18 protein-coding genes are annotated in these 17,820 nt (G+C 71.1%); 12 read left to right on the top strand and 6 right to left on the bottom strand.

Annotated elements, in window-relative coordinates; genetic code table 11:
- Positions 1 to 5 precede the first annotated feature (5 nt).
- From ectB to thpD, 3 genes are read left to right on the top strand one after another with little or no spacing between them, the layout of a single operon-like run.
- The gene (ectB, locus tag A4E84_RS09410) at positions 6 to 1,277 is read left to right on the top strand and encodes a diaminobutyrate--2-oxoglutarate transaminase (protein ID WP_062926104.1); all 1,272 of its coding nucleotides are present in this window, start codon (positions 6 to 8) and stop codon (positions 1,275 to 1,277) included.
- A gap of 44 nt (positions 1,278 to 1,321) precedes the next feature.
- Entirely contained in the window at positions 1,322 to 1,720 is a 399-nt protein-coding gene (locus tag A4E84_RS09415; protein ID WP_033310882.1) for an ectoine synthase, read from the top strand.
- 7 nt (positions 1,721 to 1,727) lie between these two features.
- Positions 1,728 to 2,636, top strand: coding sequence for an ectoine hydroxylase (thpD, locus tag A4E84_RS09420; protein WP_062926105.1), 909 nt, complete (start codon positions 1,728 to 1,730; stop codon positions 2,634 to 2,636).
- Positions 2,637 to 2,888: 252 nt separating this feature from the next.
- Here thpD and A4E84_RS09425 read toward each other — a convergent pair whose 3' ends face one another.
- The 5 genes from A4E84_RS09425 to A4E84_RS09445 all read right to left on the bottom strand — a co-directional run bounded on the left by A4E84_RS09425 (position 2,889) and on the right by A4E84_RS09445 (position 7,606).
- Positions 2,889 to 3,941, bottom strand: a complete 1,053-nt coding sequence (locus A4E84_RS09425; protein WP_062926106.1) for an aminotransferase class V-fold PLP-dependent enzyme — start codon at positions 3,939 to 3,941, stop codon at positions 2,889 to 2,891.
- Positions 3,942 to 4,037: 96 nt separating this feature from the next.
- On the bottom strand, positions 4,038 to 4,754 hold the full coding sequence (locus A4E84_RS09430) for a DsbA family oxidoreductase (protein ID WP_062926107.1): 717 nt from the start codon (positions 4,752 to 4,754) through the stop codon (positions 4,038 to 4,040).
- A gap of 74 nt (positions 4,755 to 4,828) precedes the next feature.
- Complete coding sequence (locus A4E84_RS09435; protein ID WP_174569413.1) at positions 4,829 to 5,323, bottom strand: GNAT family N-acetyltransferase; 495 nt, start codon at positions 5,321 to 5,323, stop codon at positions 4,829 to 4,831.
- 45 nt (positions 5,324 to 5,368) lie between these two features.
- Positions 5,369 to 5,977, bottom strand: coding sequence for a DUF1349 domain-containing protein (locus tag A4E84_RS09440; protein WP_062926108.1), 609 nt, complete (start codon positions 5,975 to 5,977; stop codon positions 5,369 to 5,371).
- A gap of 99 nt (positions 5,978 to 6,076) precedes the next feature.
- Complete coding sequence (locus tag A4E84_RS09445) at positions 6,077 to 7,606, bottom strand: aldehyde dehydrogenase (NADP(+)) (protein ID WP_079128920.1); 1,530 nt, start codon at positions 7,604 to 7,606, stop codon at positions 6,077 to 6,079.
- A 132-nt stretch (positions 7,607 to 7,738) separates the two neighbouring features.
- Between A4E84_RS09445 and A4E84_RS09450 the strand changes: the two genes are divergently transcribed.
- The 6 genes from A4E84_RS09450 (at position 7,739) to A4E84_RS09475 (ending at position 13,538) form a co-directional block, all read left to right on the top strand.
- Positions 7,739 to 8,512, top strand: coding sequence for an IclR family transcriptional regulator (locus A4E84_RS09450; RefSeq protein WP_031109054.1), 774 nt, complete (start codon positions 7,739 to 7,741; stop codon positions 8,510 to 8,512).
- A 3-nt stretch (positions 8,513 to 8,515) separates the two neighbouring features.
- Positions 8,516 to 8,989: a GNAT family N-acetyltransferase gene (locus A4E84_RS09455; protein WP_062926110.1), complete on the top strand. Its 474-nt coding sequence runs from the start codon at positions 8,516 to 8,518 to the stop codon at positions 8,987 to 8,989.
- 89 nt (positions 8,990 to 9,078) lie between these two features.
- A complete protein-coding gene (locus tag A4E84_RS09460) occupies positions 9,079 to 10,080 on the top strand; it encodes a hypothetical protein (RefSeq protein WP_062926111.1) in 1,002 nt (333 codons plus the stop codon).
- Positions 10,077 to 11,345 (top strand): sensor histidine kinase, encoded by a 1,269-nt coding sequence (locus A4E84_RS09465; RefSeq protein WP_062926112.1) that lies wholly within the window; start codon positions 10,077 to 10,079, stop codon positions 11,343 to 11,345. Before A4E84_RS09460 ends, A4E84_RS09465 begins: the two co-directional genes overlap by 4 nt.
- Positions 11,342 to 12,004 carry a response regulator gene (locus tag A4E84_RS09470; protein ID WP_062926113.1) on the top strand — a complete coding sequence of 221 codons (663 nt, stop codon included), beginning with the start codon at positions 11,342 to 11,344 and terminating at the stop codon, positions 12,002 to 12,004. The genes A4E84_RS09465 and A4E84_RS09470 overlap by 4 nt, the downstream gene beginning before the upstream one ends.
- A 76-nt stretch (positions 12,005 to 12,080) precedes the next feature.
- Positions 12,081 to 13,538 (top strand): peptidoglycan D,D-transpeptidase FtsI family protein, encoded by a 1,458-nt coding sequence (locus tag A4E84_RS09475; protein WP_062926114.1) that lies wholly within the window; start codon positions 12,081 to 12,083, stop codon positions 13,536 to 13,538.
- Positions 13,539 to 13,631: 93 nt separating this feature from the next.
- Here the strand turns inward: A4E84_RS09475 and A4E84_RS09480 are convergent, their stop codons facing one another.
- On the bottom strand, positions 13,632 to 15,089 hold the full coding sequence (locus A4E84_RS09480) for an NCS2 family permease (protein WP_062926115.1): 1,458 nt from the start codon (positions 15,087 to 15,089) through the stop codon (positions 13,632 to 13,634).
- 272 nt (positions 15,090 to 15,361) lie between these two features.
- Between A4E84_RS09480 and A4E84_RS09485 the strand changes: the two genes are divergently transcribed.
- The 3 genes from A4E84_RS09485 (at position 15,362) to A4E84_RS09495 (ending at position 17,728) form a co-directional block, all read left to right on the top strand.
- A complete protein-coding gene (locus A4E84_RS09485) occupies positions 15,362 to 15,961 on the top strand; it encodes a SigE family RNA polymerase sigma factor (RefSeq protein ID WP_062926116.1) in 600 nt (199 codons plus the stop codon).
- Positions 15,958 to 16,812 carry a hypothetical protein gene (locus tag A4E84_RS09490; RefSeq protein ID WP_062926117.1) on the top strand — a complete coding sequence of 285 codons (855 nt, stop codon included), beginning with the start codon at positions 15,958 to 15,960 and terminating at the stop codon, positions 16,810 to 16,812. The genes A4E84_RS09485 and A4E84_RS09490 overlap by 4 nt, the downstream gene beginning before the upstream one ends.
- A gap of 82 nt (positions 16,813 to 16,894) precedes the next feature.
- Positions 16,895 to 17,728, top strand: coding sequence for a pectate lyase (locus A4E84_RS09495; protein WP_062926118.1), 834 nt, complete (start codon positions 16,895 to 16,897; stop codon positions 17,726 to 17,728).
- The last annotated feature ends 92 nt before the right edge of the window (positions 17,729 to 17,820 follow it).

Below are 17,820 nucleotides of genomic sequence, written 5' to 3' on the forward strand. Positions count from 1 at the left end.
TCGTCGTGACCATCACCCAGCCCGACCTGAGCGTCTTCGAGACCGTCGAGTCCGAGGTGCGCAGTTACTGCCGCGGCTGGCCCACCGTCTTCGACCGTGCGGTGGGCAGCCGCATGTACGACGAGGACGGCCATGAGTACCTCGACTTCTTCGCCGGAGCCGGGTCACTGAACTACGGGCACAACAACCCGGTCCTGAAACGCGCGCTGATCGACTACCTGGAGCGCGACGGCGTCACGCACGGGCTCGACATGTCGACCACCGCCAAGCGCACGTTCCTTGAGGCCTTCCAGAACCTGCTGCTGCGCCCGCGCGACCTGCCGTACAAGGTCATGTTCCCCGGCCCGACCGGCACCAACGCCGTCGAGGCCGCCCTGAAGCTGGCGCGGAAGGTGAAGGGGCGCGAGTCGATCGTGTCCTTCACCAACGCCTTCCACGGCATGTCGCTGGGCTCGCTGGCCGTGACCGGCAACGCCTTCAAGCGCGCCGGCGCCGGTATCCCGCTGGTCCACGGCACCCCGATGCCGTTCGACAACTACTTCGACGGCACGGTCGAGGACTTCCTGTGGTTCGAGCGGCTCCTGGAGGACCAGGGCTCGGGCCTCAACAAGCCCGCCGCCGTGATCGTCGAGACCGTGCAGGGCGAGGGCGGCATCAACGTGGCCCGGGCCGAGTGGCTGCGCGCCCTGTCCGAGCTGTGCGAGCGGCAGGACATGCTGCTGATCGTCGACGACATCCAGATGGGCTGCGGCCGTACCGGCGCGTTCTTCTCCTTCGAGGAGGCGGGCATCACGCCGGACATCGTCACCGTCTCCAAGTCGATCAGCGGCTACGGCCTGCCCATGTCGCTGTGCCTGTTCAAGCCGGAGCTCGACGTGTGGGAGCCCGGCGAGCACAACGGCACCTTCCGCGGCAACAACCCCGCGTTCGTCACGGCCACCGCGGCCCTGGAGACGTACTGGGCCGACGGTTCCGCCATGGAGAAGCAGACCCGCAAGCGCGGCGAGCAGGTCGAGCAGGCGCTGATCTCCATCACCGAGGAGAACCTGGCCGACGTGAAGGAGTACCGGGGCCGTGGCCTGGTGTGGGGCATGGAGTTCCACGACAAGGCCCGCGCCGGCAAGGTCGCCAAGCGCGCCTTCGAGCTCGGACTGCTCATCGAGACGTCCGGCCCGGAGAGCGAGGTCGTGAAGCTGCTCCCGGCGCTCACCATCACGCCCGAGGAGCTGGACGAGGGCCTGAGCATGCTGGCCCGCGCCGTCCGAGAGACCGCCTGACACAGCACCGAGAGCACCACCCATCTAGGAGGCATCGCAGCACCGTGATTGTCCGTTCGTTCAAGGAGATCGAAGGTACCGACCGGCACGTGAAGGCGGCGTCCGGCACGTGGGAGAGCAAACGCATCGTCCTCGCCAAGGAGAAGGTCGGCTTCTCCCTGCACGAGACGATCCTGTACGCGGGTACGGAGACGTCGATGTGGTACGCGAACCACATCGAGGCCGTCGTCTGCGTGGAGGGCGAGGCCGAGCTGACCGACCACGAGACCGGGCAGAAGCACACCATCACGCCCGGCACGATGTACCTCCTGGACGGGCACGAGAGGCACACGCTGCGGGTCAAGCAGGACTTCCGCTGCCTCTGCGTGTTCAACCCGCCCGTGACCGGACGGGAGGACCACGACGAGAACGGCGTCTACCCGCTGCTCACCGAGGAGGTGTGACGTTTCCATGACCGCCACTACCGACACCACCACCGGTATCCCCGACCTCTACCCCAGTCGCGGTGCCGCCGAGGCGCTGACCCCGCGCCAGGACCCGGTTGTCTGGGGCGCACCCGACGCCCCGGGCCCGGTCACCCCGGCCGACCTGCTGTCCTTCGAGCGCGACGGCTTCCTGGCCATCGACGAGCTCATCAGCGAGGACGAGGTCGCGGTCTACCGCAACGAGCTGAACCGGCTGGTGAACGACCCGGACATGCGGGCCGACGAGCGGTCGATCGTCGAGCCGAAGTCCAAGGAGATCCGCACGGTCTTCGAGGTGCACAAGATCAGCGAGGTGTTCGCCCGGCTGGTCCGCGACGAGCGGGTCGTCGGACGGGCGCGGCAGATCCTCGGCTCGGACGTGTACGTCCACCAGTCGCGGATCAACGTCAAGCCGGGGTTCGGCGCCAGTGGCTTCTACTGGCACTCGGACTTCGAGACGTGGCACGCCGAGGACGGTCTGCCGCGGATGCGCACGGTGTCGGTCTCGATCGCGCTGACCGAGAACTACGACACCAACGGCGGTCTCATGATCATGCCGGGGTCGCACAAGACGTTCCTCGGGTGCGCGGGGGAAACTCCGAAGGACAACTACAAGAAGTCGCTGCAGATGCAGGACGCGGGCACGCCGTCCGACGAGGCGCTGACCCAGCTGGCCACGCAGCACGGCATCAAGTTGTTCACGGGCAAGGCCGGTTCGGCGACGTGGTTCGACTGCAACGCCATGCACGGTTCCGGCGACAACATCACGCCGTTCCCGCGCAGCAACGTGTTCATCGTGTTCAACAGCGTGGAGAACACGGCGGTGGAACCGTTCGCGGCACCGGTGCGGCGGCCGGAGTTCATCGGCGCGCGGGACTTCACGCCGGTGCGGTGACCGCCCCTCACCCGGCCGGGGGTCCGGGGGTCGCCCCCGGAGAAACACAGCATCGGCGCGCGGGACTTCACGCCCGTGCGGTGACCGCCCTCACCCGGCCGGGGGTCCGGGGGTCGCCCCCGGAGAAACACAGCATCGGCGCGCGGGACTTCACGCCCGTGCGGTGACCGCCGGTCAGCGGTGAGACGACCGTGTGACAGAGCTGCCGGGTGTGGCCTCCTCGTGTGGGACGGGAGGCCCCACCCGGTTCTGTCATGCCGCCAGGACCTCCAGCAGCCGGTCCACGTCCGCGGGCGTGTTGTAGAGGTGGAACGCGGCCCGCAGGTTCCCGGCCCGGTTCGAGACCTCGATGCCCGCCCGGCTCAGTTCGCCCTGCCGGTGGCCGAGCCCCGGCACCGACACGATCGCCGACCCCGGTGCGGGCACGGGCTCCTGGCCCAGCCCGGCGAGCCCGGCGCGGAAGCGGTCCGCGAGGCCGACGTCATGGGCGTGCACGGTGTCGACGCCGATCTCCTCCAGCAGTTCCAGTGAGGCGCGCAGCCCCGCGTAGGTGAAGAGGGCCGGGCTGACGTCGAACCGCCGCGCCGAGTGGGCGAGTTCCGCCACGGGGCCGTAGCAGCTGTCCCAGGGGACCTCGCCGGCGACCCAGCCGGCGAGCAGCGGTGTGAGCCCTCCGAAGTCCTGCGGGGCGACGAAGAACGAGGCCCCGTGCGGGCCCATGAGCCACTTGAAGCCGACGGCGGCGAGGAAGTCGTCCGCGTCGGCCTCCATCGGCAGCCAGCCGGCCGACTGGGAGGCGTCGACGTAGGTGCGGGCGCCGTGCGCCCGGGCCGCCTCGCGCACCGCGGGCAGGTCGGCGATGCGGCCGTCGGCGGACTGCGCGGCGCTGACCGCGACGAGCGCGGTGCCGGGGCGGACGGACTCGGCGAGCCGCTCCAGGGGGACGGCCCGCACCTTGAGGTCGCCGCGCACATGGAACGGGTTCACCAGGGACGCGAAGTCGCTCTCCGCCGTGAGGACTTCGGCACCGGCGGGGAGCGAGGCGGCGATCAGCGCACCGTACTCGGCGACCGAGGCCCCGGTCGCGACGCGCTCGGCCGGGACGCCGGCCAGCCGGGCGAAGGACGCGCGGGCGGCCTCCACGTCCTCGTAGAGGGGACCCAGGGGCGTGCCCTCGGCGCGCATTCGCACCGCCTGCTGCACGGCGCTGACGGTACGGGCGGGCAGCAGGCCGTTGCTCGCGGTGTTGAGGTAGGTGTGCTTCGGGGTGAACTCGGCACGGACGAGGTTCTCGAAGGTCTCCATGGGACCACTCTGCGTCCCCCGGATCTCCCCGTCCATTGCCGATTTCTGCGTGATGCCGCTAAGGAGCGCTTATGGATGCGCTCCGAGCTGGGGGTTTCAGTGCTGGGGCACGGCGCAGCCGTCCGGGCCGCAGGCGTCCGCGCTCTCGCCGCTGTCGACGATCTTCAGGGGCGGGGCCTCGCCGTACGCCTGGGTGAGGGCCCGGGTGAAGACCTCGGTGGGCTGGGCGCCGGAGACGCCGTACTTGCGGTCGAGCACGAAGAACGGCACACCGTTCGCGCCGAGCTGTGCGGCCTCGCGCTCGTCGGCCCGGACCTCGTCGGCGTACGCGTCCGGGTCGGCGAGCACCGCGCGTACGGCCTCGCTGTCGAGACCGGCGGCCGAGGCGAGCTCCACCAGCCGCTCGTCGTCGTTGAAGACGGACCGCTCCTCGGCGAAGTTGGCCCGGTAGAGCAGGTCGAGCAGCTGCTCCTGGCGGCCCTGCTCCTCGGCGAAGTGCAGCAGGCGGTGCATGTCGAAAGTGCTGCCGTGGTCGCGGCCCCGGGTGCGGTAGTCGAGGCCTTCCGCCGCAGCCTGGGCGCCGAGGTTGTCCTCCCCGGCCTCGGCCTGCGCGGCGCTCATCCCGTACTTCTTGGTGAGCATCGTGATCACGGGCTGGATGTCGTCCTTGGCGCGGCCGGGGTCCAGTTCGAAGGAGCGGTGCACCACCTCGACGTCCTCGCGGTACGGGAAGTCCCGCAGCGCCTTCTCGAAGCGGGCCTTGCCCACGTAGCACCAGGGGCAGGCGATGTCGCTCCAGATCTCGACGCGCATGTCTCGGCTCTCTCCAGGTCGTACGGGTACGGAGACTCCCTCCGCCAGGTGCATGAACGTTCAAGCAGGCCGCTTCATTCCCCGGGCAGGACGAACCGCATGCGCAGGTGGTGATCTCCCGGCCCGGCCGGTTCCGGGACCCAGCCCTGCCGCCGGTAGAACCCCTGCGCCCGCACGTTGTCCACGTGCACGTCGAGCACGGCCGTACGCCTGCCGTCGGCCTGCCACTCCTCCACACAGGCCGCGTGCAGCGCGCTGCCGACTCCATGGCGCCAGTGGTCGGGGTCGACGTGGAACTGGAACAGTGCCACCGTGTCCGCCGGGGTGTCCTCGGGGACGCGGAAGGAGGCCAGGCCGACGATGCGGCCCCCCTCCACGACGCACAGCACCCGGCCGTCCGGCCGGGTGAGGGCGCTGCGCCAGATGGCGGACCAGTCGGTGCCGTCCTGTGGCAGCCCGTCGGGGTAGTACGTGGCCCGGGCCCGTGCGTGGACCGCGACGACGTCGGCCACCTCCGCGGGCAGGGCGGTGCGGATCACACGGTCGGGGGTCAGTCGGTCGTTGATCATGCAAGGGATGACGAGACCGGCCGGGAGGCGGTTCCCGGCCGGTCCTCAGCTGCCGTCGCGCAGATCGTCCGGCCAGGCAGGCCTGAACTCGATGTGGTCGAACGTCACCACGCAGCCCTCCCCCATCGGGGACTGGGTCATGAAGCCGACCAGGGCCGCTTCCGTCTCCTTCTCCTCGCCGAGGGTGAAGAGGCGGACGAAGGTCCAGCGTTCGCCGTCGCGGGAGGCGTGGAAGGCGAAGGCGCGGCCGGTGCGGCTCACCCGCAGCCAGACGGAACTGCCCTCCACGGTGAAGGAGTTGGCGTCGTCGGAGTGCCCCCGGGTCACCACCGTGCAGACGGTGGGGACGTCCGGGGAGTACTCCAGGCAGAGCTTGGCCCAGGCCCGCTCCCCTACATGGACGTAGAGCACCCCGGCGTCGAAGGCCGCGCCGAACCCGACGGTGACCTTGGCGATCAGCTGGAAGTCGCCCTCCGGCGCCCCGAGCAGCCGGGGCGCGTCGGAGGCCGGGTCCAGCCCTTCACCGGTGGGCGGCACGAACCGGTCCTGCCGCGCCCCGGCCCACCCCGTGAGCACGCCGTCCTCGTAGGACCAGTGGCCGTCGGGCCCATATGTGCGCAGGCCGAAGGGAAGTTCAGAAAATTCCAGATCCATTCGGCCAAGTGTTTCAGGTCCCACCCTCAGGGGCGCGGGGAACTGCGCGATCAGCCACGACGAGCGTGCAGCCCGCAGTCCACCCGCACCCCGACGGCGTCAACGCTCCAAACGCCCGTTGAACCGCCGCGGCAGCCCCAGCGGGTTCTCGTCCCGCAACTCGGCGGGAAGCAGCGCAGACGGCGCGTTCTGGTAGGCAACCGGCCGCATCCACCGCTCGATCGCCGTCCCGCCCACCGACGTGGACGTCGACGTCGTGGCCGGGTACGGCCCGCCGTGGTGCTGGGCCGGGGCGACGGCGACACCCGTAGGCCAGCCGTTCACCAACACACGCCCGGCCAGCGGCGTCAGTTCCGCGAGAATCTCGGCGCCACGGCCCTGGCCGGCGGCCTCCTCCTCGGACAGCTGCACCGTCGCCGTGAGGTTCCCCGGCAGCCGCGACAGCACCGACTTCACCTCGGCCTCGTCCTCGTAGCGGGCCACCACGGTGACCGGCCCGAAGCACTCCTCCAGGAGCAGGTCGTGCTCGCCCTCCGCGGCCAGCCTGCTCGCCGGCACCGTGAGGAAGCCGGCGCTGACGGTGTGCTCGCCGCCCGCGCCGGGGGTGACCGGGGAGTCGACGTCGGGCAGCCCGGCCCGCTCGGCGACGCCGGCCACGAAGTTGTCGCGCATGCGGTGGTCGAGCAGGACCCCGGCGTCGGTGTCGCTGACGGCGTCGGTCAGCGACTTCAGCAGGGCGTCGCCCGCGGCGCCGGCCGGGGCGAGGACGAGGCCGGGCTTCACACAGAACTGGCCGACGCCCAGGGTCATCGAACCGGCGAGTCCGGCGCCGATCGCCTCGGCCCGCTCGGCGGCGGCGGCCTCGGTGACGACGACCGGGTTCAGGGAGCCCAGCTCGCCGTGGAAGGGGATCGGGACGGGGCGGGCCGCCGCCGCGTCGAAGAGGGCACGGCCACCGCGCACGGAGCCGGTGAAGCCCGCCGCCGCGACCAGCGGGTGCTTGATCAGCTCGACGCCCGCCTCGAAGCCGTGGACCAGGCCCACGACGCCCTCGGGGATGCCGTGCCGGGCGGCGGCACGGCGCAGCACCTTGGCGACGTACTCGGACAGGCCCGGGTGGTCCGGGTGGGACTTGACGACGACCGGGCAGCCGGCGGCGAGGGCGCTCGCGGTGTCGCCGCCCGCGACGGAGAAGGCGAAGGGGAAGTTCGACGCCGAGTAGACGGCGACGACACCCAGCGCCACCTTGTAACGGCGCAGATCCGGGATCGGCGGCGTCGCGGTGTCGTCGGGGTGGTTGATGACGACGTCGAGGAAGGCGCCCTCGTCGACGATGTCGGCGAAGGCCCGCAGCTGGTAGCAGGTGCGGGCGAGCTCGCCGGTCAGCCGGACCGGGCCGAGCGCGGTCTCGGCGTCGGCGGTCTCGACGAGACCGTCCTTGGCCGCCTCCAGCTCCTCGGCGGCGCTGCGCAGGAAGGCCGCGCGGACCGCGCGGTCCGCGAGCGTACCGCGCGCCTCGTGCGCTGCACGGACGGCGGCGTCCACCTCCTGGGCTGTGGCCTCCACCGCAACCTGTTCACGCTGCTTCCCGGTTCGGGGGTCGACACTCCAGACTGGTGCTGCTGCCACCGCGGGTCCCTCCACACATGTATTGCCGCAGTACTGGGTCATTCACCAGGGGCGTTCGATATACTGAACACTGTCTCTGGTGATGAATATGCTGTGGAGACTATTTCCCGTCCAACGAAGGGGTCAAGGGCGATGTCGGCTGGCGAGACGGGCGGCGGGGCGCAGGTCAAGTCCGCGGTACGAACGGTTGAACTGCTCGAATACTTCGCCGGACGCCCCGGCATGCACTCCCTGGCGGCGGTCCAGGAGGCCGTCGGGTACCCCAAGTCCAGCCTCTACATGCTGCTGCGCACCCTGGTCGAGCTGGGCTGGGTGGAGACGGACGCGACGGGCACGCGGTACGGCATCGGCGTGCGGGCCCTGCTGGTCGGCACCTCGTACATCGACGGTGACGAGGTCGTCGCGGCGGCCCGACCGACGCTGGACCGGCTCTCGGACGACACCACCGAGACGATCCACCTCGCCCGCCTCGACGGCACGAACGTCGTCTACCTGGCCACCCGCCAGTCGCAGCACTACCTGCGCCCCTTCACCCGGGTCGGCCGCCGGCTGCCCGCGCACTCGACGTCCCTCGGCAAGGCGCTGCTGAGCACGTACTCGGACGAGCAGGTGCGCAAGATGCTCCCGGAGACGCTGCCCGCACTGACCGAGCACACCATCACCGACCGGGAGAAGCTCATCGAGGAGCTGCGCCAGGTCCGGGAGCAGGGCTTCGCCGTGGACCGCGAGGAGAACACCCTGGGACTGCGCTGCTTCGGCGTGGCCATCCCCTACCGGACACCCGCGCGCGACGCGATCAGCTGCTCGGTGCCGGTGGCGCGACTGACCCCGGCGCACGAGCAGCTGGTGAAGGACGCGCTTTTCGACGCCCGGGACCGGCTGACACTGGCCACCCGTAGGCTTTGAGGCATGAACGTCGAGCTGCGCCCGGTCCATGACAGCGATCTGCCGGTCTTCTTCCGGCAGATGAACGACCCGGAGTCCCTGAGCATGGCGGCCTTCACCCCGGAGGATCCGGCCGACCGGGCCGCCTTCGACACCCGCTGGTCCCGGCAGCGCTCCTCGCCCGACATCGTCGCCCGCACCGTCCTGGCCGACGGTGACGTGGTCGGCAGTGCGGCGGTGTACGGGGTGCCGGGTGAGCGCGAGGTGACGTACTGGATCGACCGCGCGTACTGGGGCAAGGGCATCGCCACCCGGGCCCTGCGAGCGCTGCTCGCCGAGGTGCCCGAGCGCCCGCTGTACGCGCGGGCGGCGTCGGACAACGCGGGGTCGCTGCGCGTGCTGGAGAAGTGCGGGTTCCGCGTGGTGGCGGCGGCCCGGGGGTACGCCCCGGCCCGCGGCGCCGAGATAGACGAGACGGTGCTCCTCCTGGAGGGCTGATCGGGCCTTCCGCCTCTCCCCCGCCCGGCGGAGGCGGATCGTCGCCGGGCAGGAGGTGCCCGCGGCCCCTCCCACGGGAGCCTGGCCGTATGACGCAGTCGATCGCTCTCCCCTCCGCTCCACGCCCCACCGGCCCCGGCCGCACCCGGCGCGTCCTGCGTGCCGTCGCCGTCGTCTCCTGTGTGCCGTACCTCGCCCTCAAAGCGGCCTGGATCGCCGGGAGTCACATCGGGATACCCGCGGGCAGCGCGCTGCTCGACGACCGGGTCGGCATGGCCGTGATCAACGCTCTCTCGGTCCTGGTGGACAGTGGGGTGATCGTGCTGGCGCTGGTGCTGACCCGGCCGTGGGGGCTGCGGGTGCCCGCGTGGCTGCTCGTGTTCCCCGTGTGGGTCGCGACCGGGCTGCTCGCGCCGATCATGGCCGGGTTTCCGGCACAGCTGGTGGTGAGGGCGTTCGGCGGTGGTGGCCCGTCCGCCGGCCGGGAGGCGCTCCTGGACGAGTGGGTGTTCGCCGTCGTGTACACGGGGTTCATCGCGCAGGGGCTCGCCCTCGGTGGCCTCTTCGCGCTCTATGCCCGGGACCGCTGGGGGCACCTGTGGCGCGGGCGGGTGCGGGAGCTGCCCGCCGGTTCCGTCGGCCCGGCCCACCGGGTCCTCGCCGTGGCCGCCGCCGTGCTCGCCCTGCCGCCGCTCACGCTCCACGCCCTGTGGGCCTGCGGCGTCTCCGCCGGGCTGCGCGAGGGCCGGGCGGCGCAGCGGGGCGGTGAGTTCTACGTCCTGGAGGCGCTGTACGTCGTGTTCCTCCTCGCTGCGGTCGCCGGTGCCGTGCTGCTGGCCTTCCGGCGCGGCCGGGCCCTGCCCGTGTCGGTGCCGCTCGCTCTCGCCTGGGTCGGCTCGGGTGCCGTGGCCTGCTGGGGCGGATGGCTGTCGCTGGCCTCGCTCGGCGGCGTGGCGGACCTCGCCGACCGGCCCACGCCACTGATGCATCTCGCCTACGCTGGCCAGATGCTCGTGGGCCTCCTCGTCGCCGCCATCGGCGCCCACCACTTCGCGGAGCGCTCGGCCGGGGCCGCGCGACGGGCGGCGTGAGCGCACTGGCCCGGCTGCTGTTCGGCCGGCGAGCGCGCCTGCGGTGGATCCATCTGATTCTCGGCGGTGCGCTGGCCATGCCGTACGTCCTGGTCGGCTCGGTGGTCATCGGCCCGGCCACCGGCGCCACGGACGTCTTCGGGTCCTTGCCCCTCCAGCTCGCCTCGTTCGGTGTGGGCCTGCCGCTCGCGGCCGTCACCTCGCTGTTCCCGCTGACCCGGCCGCTGGAGTCGGCCGCCGTGCGCTGGCTGTGCGGGGTGGACGCGGACCGGCTCGCCCTCACACCTGCGCGGACCAGGGGCGAGAAGGGCCGTACGGCTGCCTGGTTCACGCTGCATCTCGGGTTCGGCGGGATCATCGCGGGGATGTCACTGGCGCTGCCGCCGTTCGCCGCCATGCTGATCGTGCTGCCGGTTCTCGCGGAGCTGCGCGGCGACCGGCTCGGGCTGCCCGAAGTCCTGGACCACACCTGGGCGTTGGCGCTCGCTCCCGTCGCGGGCGCGCTCTCGCTGGTGGCCCTGGCCGGCTGTGCGGCCGGTTGCGGCGCGCTGCTGGCCCGCTGGGCGCCTCCGTTGCTCGGCCCCACGCCCCGGGAGCGGCTCGCCGCCGCCGAGGCGCGCGCCGCGGACCTCGCCGTACGCAACCGGCTGGCGCGCGAGCTGCACGACTCGGTCGGTCACGCCCTGAGCGCGGTCACCCTGCAGGCGAGCGCCGCCCGCCGGGTCCTCGACAGCGACCCGGCGTTCGTCCGCGAGGCCCTCGCCGCGATCGAGGACACCACCCGGCGCACCGTCGGTGAACTCGACGCCGTGCTGGGTGTGCTGCGTGAGGGCGACGCCCCCGGCACGGCCCCGGCGCCGACCCTCGCCGCCGACCTCGACGGTCTGCTGCGGCGTACCCGGGCGGGCGGACAGCGGGTGCGCGCGACCGTGGACGCCGACCCGGAGGCGCTGCCCCCGCTGCTGTCCCGCGAGGCCTACCGCATCGTGCAGGAGGGGCTCAGCAACGCCCTCAAGCACGCCGGTGAGCGGGCCGCGGTGGAGCTGCGGATCACGGTGGCGGGCGGGGCGCTGGAGATCACCGTGGAGAATCCGGTGGACGGCGCCGCTCCCTCCCGCGCCGGCGGCGGCCACGGGCTGCGCGGCATGGCGGACCGGGCCAGGCTGCTGGGCGGGACCGCGACGGCCGGACCGACCGGGACGCAGACCTGGCGGCTGCACGCGACGCTGCCGATGACAGGACCCGTGATGAGAGGACCCGCATGACCCGCCCGGCCCCGATCCGTGTCGTCCTCGCCGACGACGAGCGCATGGTGCGCACCGCGCTGCGCGCCATCCTGTCCGCCGAACCGGACCTGGAGGTGGTGGGCGAGGCGGCCACGGGTGCCGAGGCGGTGTCGGTGGTACGGGAGGTGCGGCCCGACGTCGTCCTCATGGACGTCCGGATGCCGGAGACCGACGGGATCCGTGCCACCGAGCAGATCCTCGCCACGTCGGCCGAGCCGCCGCGGATCGTCGTCGTGACGACGTTCGAGAACGACTCCTACGTGTACGACGCGCTGCGGGCCGGAGCGGCCGGGTTCCTGCTGAAGCGGGTGGACGCCGACGCGCTGGTGCAGGCGGTCCGGCTGGTGGCGCGCAGCGACAGCCTGCTGTTCCCGGCGGCGGTCCGCACCCTCGCGGCCGAGCACGCCCGCGCCCGTCCGGCGCCGCCCGCGTGGGTGGCGAAGCTCACGGGCCGTGAGCGGGAGGTGCTGCGGCACATGGCGCAGGGGCTGACCAACGCGGAGATCGCCCGCCGGATGGAGGTCGGCGCGGCCACGGTGAAGTCGCACGTCGCGGCGGTCCTGGCCAAGACCGGCACCCGGGACCGCACGCAGGCGGTGATCGCGGCGTACGAGGCCGGTTTTCTGAACGGCCGATGAGAAAACCGGCCCGCCGGATGAGAAAACGGGACGGACGGGAACGATCCGCCCGGCGTGGCTCGTCCTCCTGTTCGGAATGAACAAGACGATCAGGCGCGCTTCGGTCTTCGCTCTGCTGCTGGTGTTCGCTCTGCTGGTCAGGGCGACCTGGGTGCAGTTCTACGAGGGCCGGGCGCTGGCAGACGACAAGGACAACCGGCGGAACGCGATCGAGACGTACTCGGCGCCGCTCGGGAACATCATCGTGGGCGGCCGGTCGGTCACCGGCTCGGCGCCGACGAAGACGGGCGACCTGAAGTACAAGCGGACGTACACGGACGGTCCGCTGTACGCAGCGGTGACGGGTTACGCGTCGCAGGCGTACGCCCCGACTCAGCTGGAGGGCATCTACACCGATCTGCTCAACGGCACGGACAGCCGGCTGAAGTCCGTGATGGACACGCTCACCAACCAGCGGGCCGAGCCGGGCAACGTGGTCACGACCATCGACCCGGACGTGCAGAAGGCGGCCTACGAGGCGCTGGGCGACAAGAAGGGCGGTGCCGTCGCGATCGACCCGAAGACCGGGAAGATCCTCGCGGTCGTGTCGACGCCGTCGTACAGCCCTTCTTCGCTGACCGACGCCAACACGGCCGGGGCAGCCTGGCAGAAGCTCACGACCGACCCGGAGAAGCCGCTGGTCAACCGTGCGCTGCGGCAGCCGCTGCCGCCCGGTTCGACGTTCAAGCTGGTCGTGGCGGCGGCCGCGCTGGAGGACGGGCTGTACTCGTCGGTGGACGAGCGGACGGACAGCCCGGACCCGTACACGCTGCCGGGCACCAGCCGGGAGCTGACGAACGAGAACCCGAACGCGCCCTGCACCAACGCCACGATCCGCACGGCGCTGGAGTACTCGTGCAACAACGTCTTCGCGAAGATGGCCGTGAAGCTGGGCCAGGACAAGGTGAAGGCGATGGCCGACAAGTTCGGCTTCAACGACGACAAACTGGACGTACCGGTCCGGGCCTACACGAGCGTGTACCCGTCGGACATGTATCCGTCGCAGACGGCCCTGACGGGCATCGGCCAGTTCGACGTCACCGCCACACCGCTGCAGATGGCCATGGTGTCGGCGGCCATAGCCAACGGCGGCAAGCTGGTATCGCCTCATATGGTCTCGCAGATCACCGACAGCGGCGGTGACGTGCTGCGGGACTACGACGACGAGGCGGGCACCAAGGAGATCGTCAGCTCCTCGACCGCCGAGCAGCTGCAGTCGGCGATGGAGACGGTCGTGAGCAAGGGCACGGGCACGAACGCCCAGGTGCCGGGCGCGACCGTGGGCGGCAAGACGGGCACGGCCCAGCACGGCGAGAACAACAGCCAGGTGCCGTACGCCTGGTTCACCTCGTACGGCAAGTCCGACTCGTCGGGCAAGGAGGTCGCCGTGGCGGTCGTGGTCGAGCAGTCGGACGCGGCCCGCTCGGAGGTCAGCGGCAACGGTCTGGCGGCGCCGGTCGCCAAGGCGATGATGCAAGCGGCGCTCAAGGACTGAACCTCAGCCGTCCGTAAGCCGTCTTCACGGACGAGACGGGCCGCCCCCTTCCCCCCGGGGGCGGCCCGTCCTCGTGTCACCGGCCGCCCGGCGTCACTTCGCCCCGAGGAGCTGCTCGATCGGGTCGATCGCGAAGTACACGAGGAACAGCGCCGAGGTCCCCCAGAGCAGCCAGTGGACCTCCTTGGCCTTGCCGAGGACGGTCTTGATGACGACGTAGGCGAGGAAGCCGGCGCCGATGCCGTTGGTGATGGAGTAGGTGAACGGCATCACGGCGATGGTGAGGAACGCGGGGATGGCGATGTCGTAGCGGTCCCAGTCGATGTGCTTGACCTGGGTCATCATCAGGAAGCCGACGGCGACCAGGGCGGGGGCTGCCGCCTGGAGCGGGACGATGGTGAGCAGCGGGGTGAGGAACAGCGCGAGGCCGAACAGGCCGCCGGTGACGAGGTTGGAGAAGCCGGTGCGCGAGCCCTCGCCGACACCGGCCGCTGACTCGATGTAGGAGGTCGCCGAGGAGGCGGAGGCCGCACCGCCGGCGACCGCGGCGGCACCGTCGATGAGCAGCACCCGGCCGAGGTTCGGGACCTTGCCGTCCTCGTCGAGCAGCCCGGCCTCGGCGCTGATGCCGACGACCGTGCCCATGGTGTCGAAGAAGTCGGACAGGATCAGCGTGAAGATCAGCAGGACGACGGTGATGACACCGACGCCGGGGGCGCTGAACGCGCCGAACAGGTCGAAGTCGCCGATGAGCCCGAAGTCGGGGGTGTCGACGAGCCGGTCCGGCCAGGAGGGTGTGGTCAGGCCCCAGGACTTGATGTCGGCGATGGAGTTGATCACGATCGCCAGCGCGGTCATGGTGACGATGCTGATCAGGATGGCGCCCTTGACCTTGCGGGCGAGCAGTCCGATCGTCAGCAGCACGCCGAGGCAGAAGACGAGCATCGGCCAGCCGGCGAGGGTGCCGGTGCCGCCCAGCTGAACGGGCACGGTGGTGTTGGCGGCGTCCGGGATGCGGCTGACGAACCCGGCGTCGACGAAGCCGATGAAGGCGATGAACAGGCCGATGCCGACGCTGATCGCCTGCTTGAGCGGCTGGGGTATCGCGTGCATGACGGCCTCGCGCAGACCGGTCACCACCAGTACGCAGATCAGCAGGCCTTCGAGGACGATCAGGCCCATCGCGTCGTCCCAGCTCATCAGCGGGGCGATCTGGAAGGCGACCACGGCGTTCAGGCCGAGTCCGGCGGCGAGCGCCAGGGGCAGGTTGCCGCCGATGCCCATGATGATGGTCATGACGGCGGCCACCAGGGCGGTGGCGGTGGTGAGTTGGACGGCGTCCAGCTGGTGCCCGAACTTGTCCTTCGCACTGCCCAGGATGATGGGATTCAGGACAAGGATGTAGGCCATCGTGAAGAACGTGGCGAAGCCGCCGCGGATCTCCCGGCCGAAGGTGGACCCCCGCTCGGAGATCTTGAAGAACCGGTCGACGCTGTTCGCCGCTGGTGGCGCGGCGTCCGACCGGTCGGCCACCTTCTGCGATTCGGACATGGCGCGTGCTCCTTGATGCCTGGGTGATCGGTGTGCGGGTGCTGGCTGGATTTTCGTCGCGTTGAACCACGTTCAGGTTTTGTTCGTGTTACGAAAACGAAGTCCGGCCTGCCCGACGACGTTCGAAGCTCCGTACGAACCATCCGACGATCGCTGCTACGCTTCCCGGTCTCGTCCGGGCCTCCCCCGGATGATCACATGTCATCTACATGACAGCCACACAGGGTGCCCCGGCCGGGAGCGCCCGGAGCCGCTGCCAGGAGAGGTCGCCCGTGGGCACAGTCGTCGACGACGCCGCCTCCGTGGAGTTCCACGCCTTCTTCGAGCGTCACTACGCCGATCTGTCGCGCCTGGCCCATCTGTTGACCGGCGAGTCGGACACCGCCGACGACCTGGCGGCGGACGCGCTGCTGGCGCTGTGGCACCGCTGGGACCGGGTGCGCGCGGCCGACCACCCGGTGGCGTACGCGCGCGGTGTTGTCGCCAACCTGGCCCGTACCCGCATCCGCAGCGCGGTGCGCGAGCGGCGGCGCATCGCCCTGTTCTGGTCGCAGCGCGAGGAGAACACCGAGAACCCGGACATCGCGGGCGTGGTCGACGTGCAGGAGGCGTTGCGCAGGCTGCCGTTCCGCAAGCGGGCCTGTGTGGTGCTGCGGCACGCGTTCGACCTGTCGGAGAAGGACACCGCGCTCGCCCTCGGCGTCTCGGTGGGTACGGTGAAGAGCCAGACCTCGAAGGGGATGGCCGAACTCCAGCGGTTGCTGGGGACGCGGGCCGTGCCGCAGCGGATGCACGTGGCGCTGGGTGCGCCGCACTGTTCGCCCGCCGTGGAGGGCGTGCGCACCGGTGAGGGCGGAGGGAGGGACCGATGAGCATGCGGCGGGACGTGCACGAGGAGGTGCGCGCCCGGCTGCACGAGGCGGCCGGGGCGCACGAGCCCGATCGGGAGCGCATGCTCGCCCGGGTCGAGCGCGGCATGGCCGGTCCGGCCGTTTCCGGCCACCGGGTGACGCCTGCGCCGGTGTTCGGCTGGATGCGGGTGGCCGGTGCGACGGCCGCGGTCGCCGGCGTCCTGGCGGTGGGCGGTTACGCGGTGGCATCGGCGGTGAAGGACGAACCCGCCCCGCAGCAGCAGGAAGTGGCCACGACGGGGACGCCCACGCCGTCCCCGGAGGCGACGAGCCGGCCGCCCGCACCTCCGGCTCCGGTGGAGCCGTCGCCGAGCCGGTCACCCGAGCGCCGCGAGTCGAGCCCGCCGCCGTCGAGGACTCCGAGCGCTCCGGCGGCCGAGCGGCCGTCCGCCGCCGGTACGGAGGACGGCCCGCTGTGGTCGGACGGTTCGGTCGACCCGCACAGCAACGACTTCTGGGCGCAGAGCAACATCACCCTCAAGACCCGCGAGCAACTGACCGCGCTGACCGTGCGGTTGAAGGTGGCCCAGACCGGCGGGGTCTCCGACGCGGGCGCGTGGCGCTCCCTGCCCGAGACGGACTTCACCCTCGCGGTGACCGAGCGGGACGGCTTCCTCGAATACACCTGGACCCTCAAGGAGGGCCGTACGGTCCCGGTGGGCGAGTGGGTCTTCGCGGGGCAGTTCGACCACGCCCGCGGTGGCCGCGACGCGGGCGGGGACCGCTACTCGGTGACGGCCGCCGCCGGTTCGCGGCAGCTGTCGGTGAGCGGTTCCTTCGCCGCCGTGGACGACGGCGACGGCGGCTCGTGAAAAATTCCTGAAGACGCGGCAACCCTTCCTTCACCGGTGACGACCACCAGGCGCAAGAGTCACCCATCTGAGGAATCGGTACATGACTGCACCAGCAGAACGGCGCGTCCGCCACCGCCGCAGCGTCACCAAGCGGCGGGCGGTGATCGCCGCGCTGTCCGCGTTCGGCATCACGGGAGCGGCGATCGTCACCACGTCGATGCTGTCGACGGCGGGCGCCGCGTCTTCCTGGCCCACGGACAAGGGCAAGACGCCCGTGCCGAAGACCATCCCGGTCTCCGGTGTGCGTGACGGCGGGATGAAGATGTTCTACGGCACCGGCGCGCTCGGCAACGACAACCAGGACGAGGGCCAGGACCCGATCTTCGAGCTGGCCGACGGCGCGACCCTGAAGAACGTCATCATCGGCACCCCCGCGGCGGACGGCGTGCACTGCAAGGGCACGTGCACCCTGCAGAACGTGTGGTGGCTGGACGTCGGCGAGGACGCGGCCAGTTTCAAGGGCAAGTCCTCGTCGGCGGTGTACAAGGTGATCGGCGGCGGCGCCAAGAACGCCGACGACAAGGTGCTCCAGTTCAACGGCGCCGGCACCCTCACCGTGTCGGGCTTCCAGGTCCAGAACGCCGGCAAGCTGGTCCGCTCCTGCGGCAACTGCAAGACGCAGTACAAGCGCACGATCGTGCTCAGCGACATCGACGTGACGGCTCCGATGAACTCGATCGTCGGAGTGAACGCCAACTACGGCGACACGGCGACGCTGTCGAAGATCCGCATCCACGGCGACAGCAAGAAGAAGATCAAGACGTGTGTGCGCTTCGAGGGCAACAACACGGGCAAGGAGCCCAAGGAGCTGTCGCCTCCCGGCCCGGACGGCAAGAGCTGCAAGTTCAAGGCCTCCGACATCAGCTACCCGTAGGCGCTGCCCCCCTGTGACTCCGGTCGGCCCTCGTCCCCCCTTGGGCCGGCCGGAATGCCGGGTGTCCGGCCCCCCAGTCGGACGTCCCGGCA

This window comes from Streptomyces qaidamensis (assembly GCF_001611795.1).
GTDB classification, from domain to species: Bacteria; Actinomycetota; Actinomycetes; order Streptomycetales; family Streptomycetaceae; genus Streptomyces; species Streptomyces qaidamensis.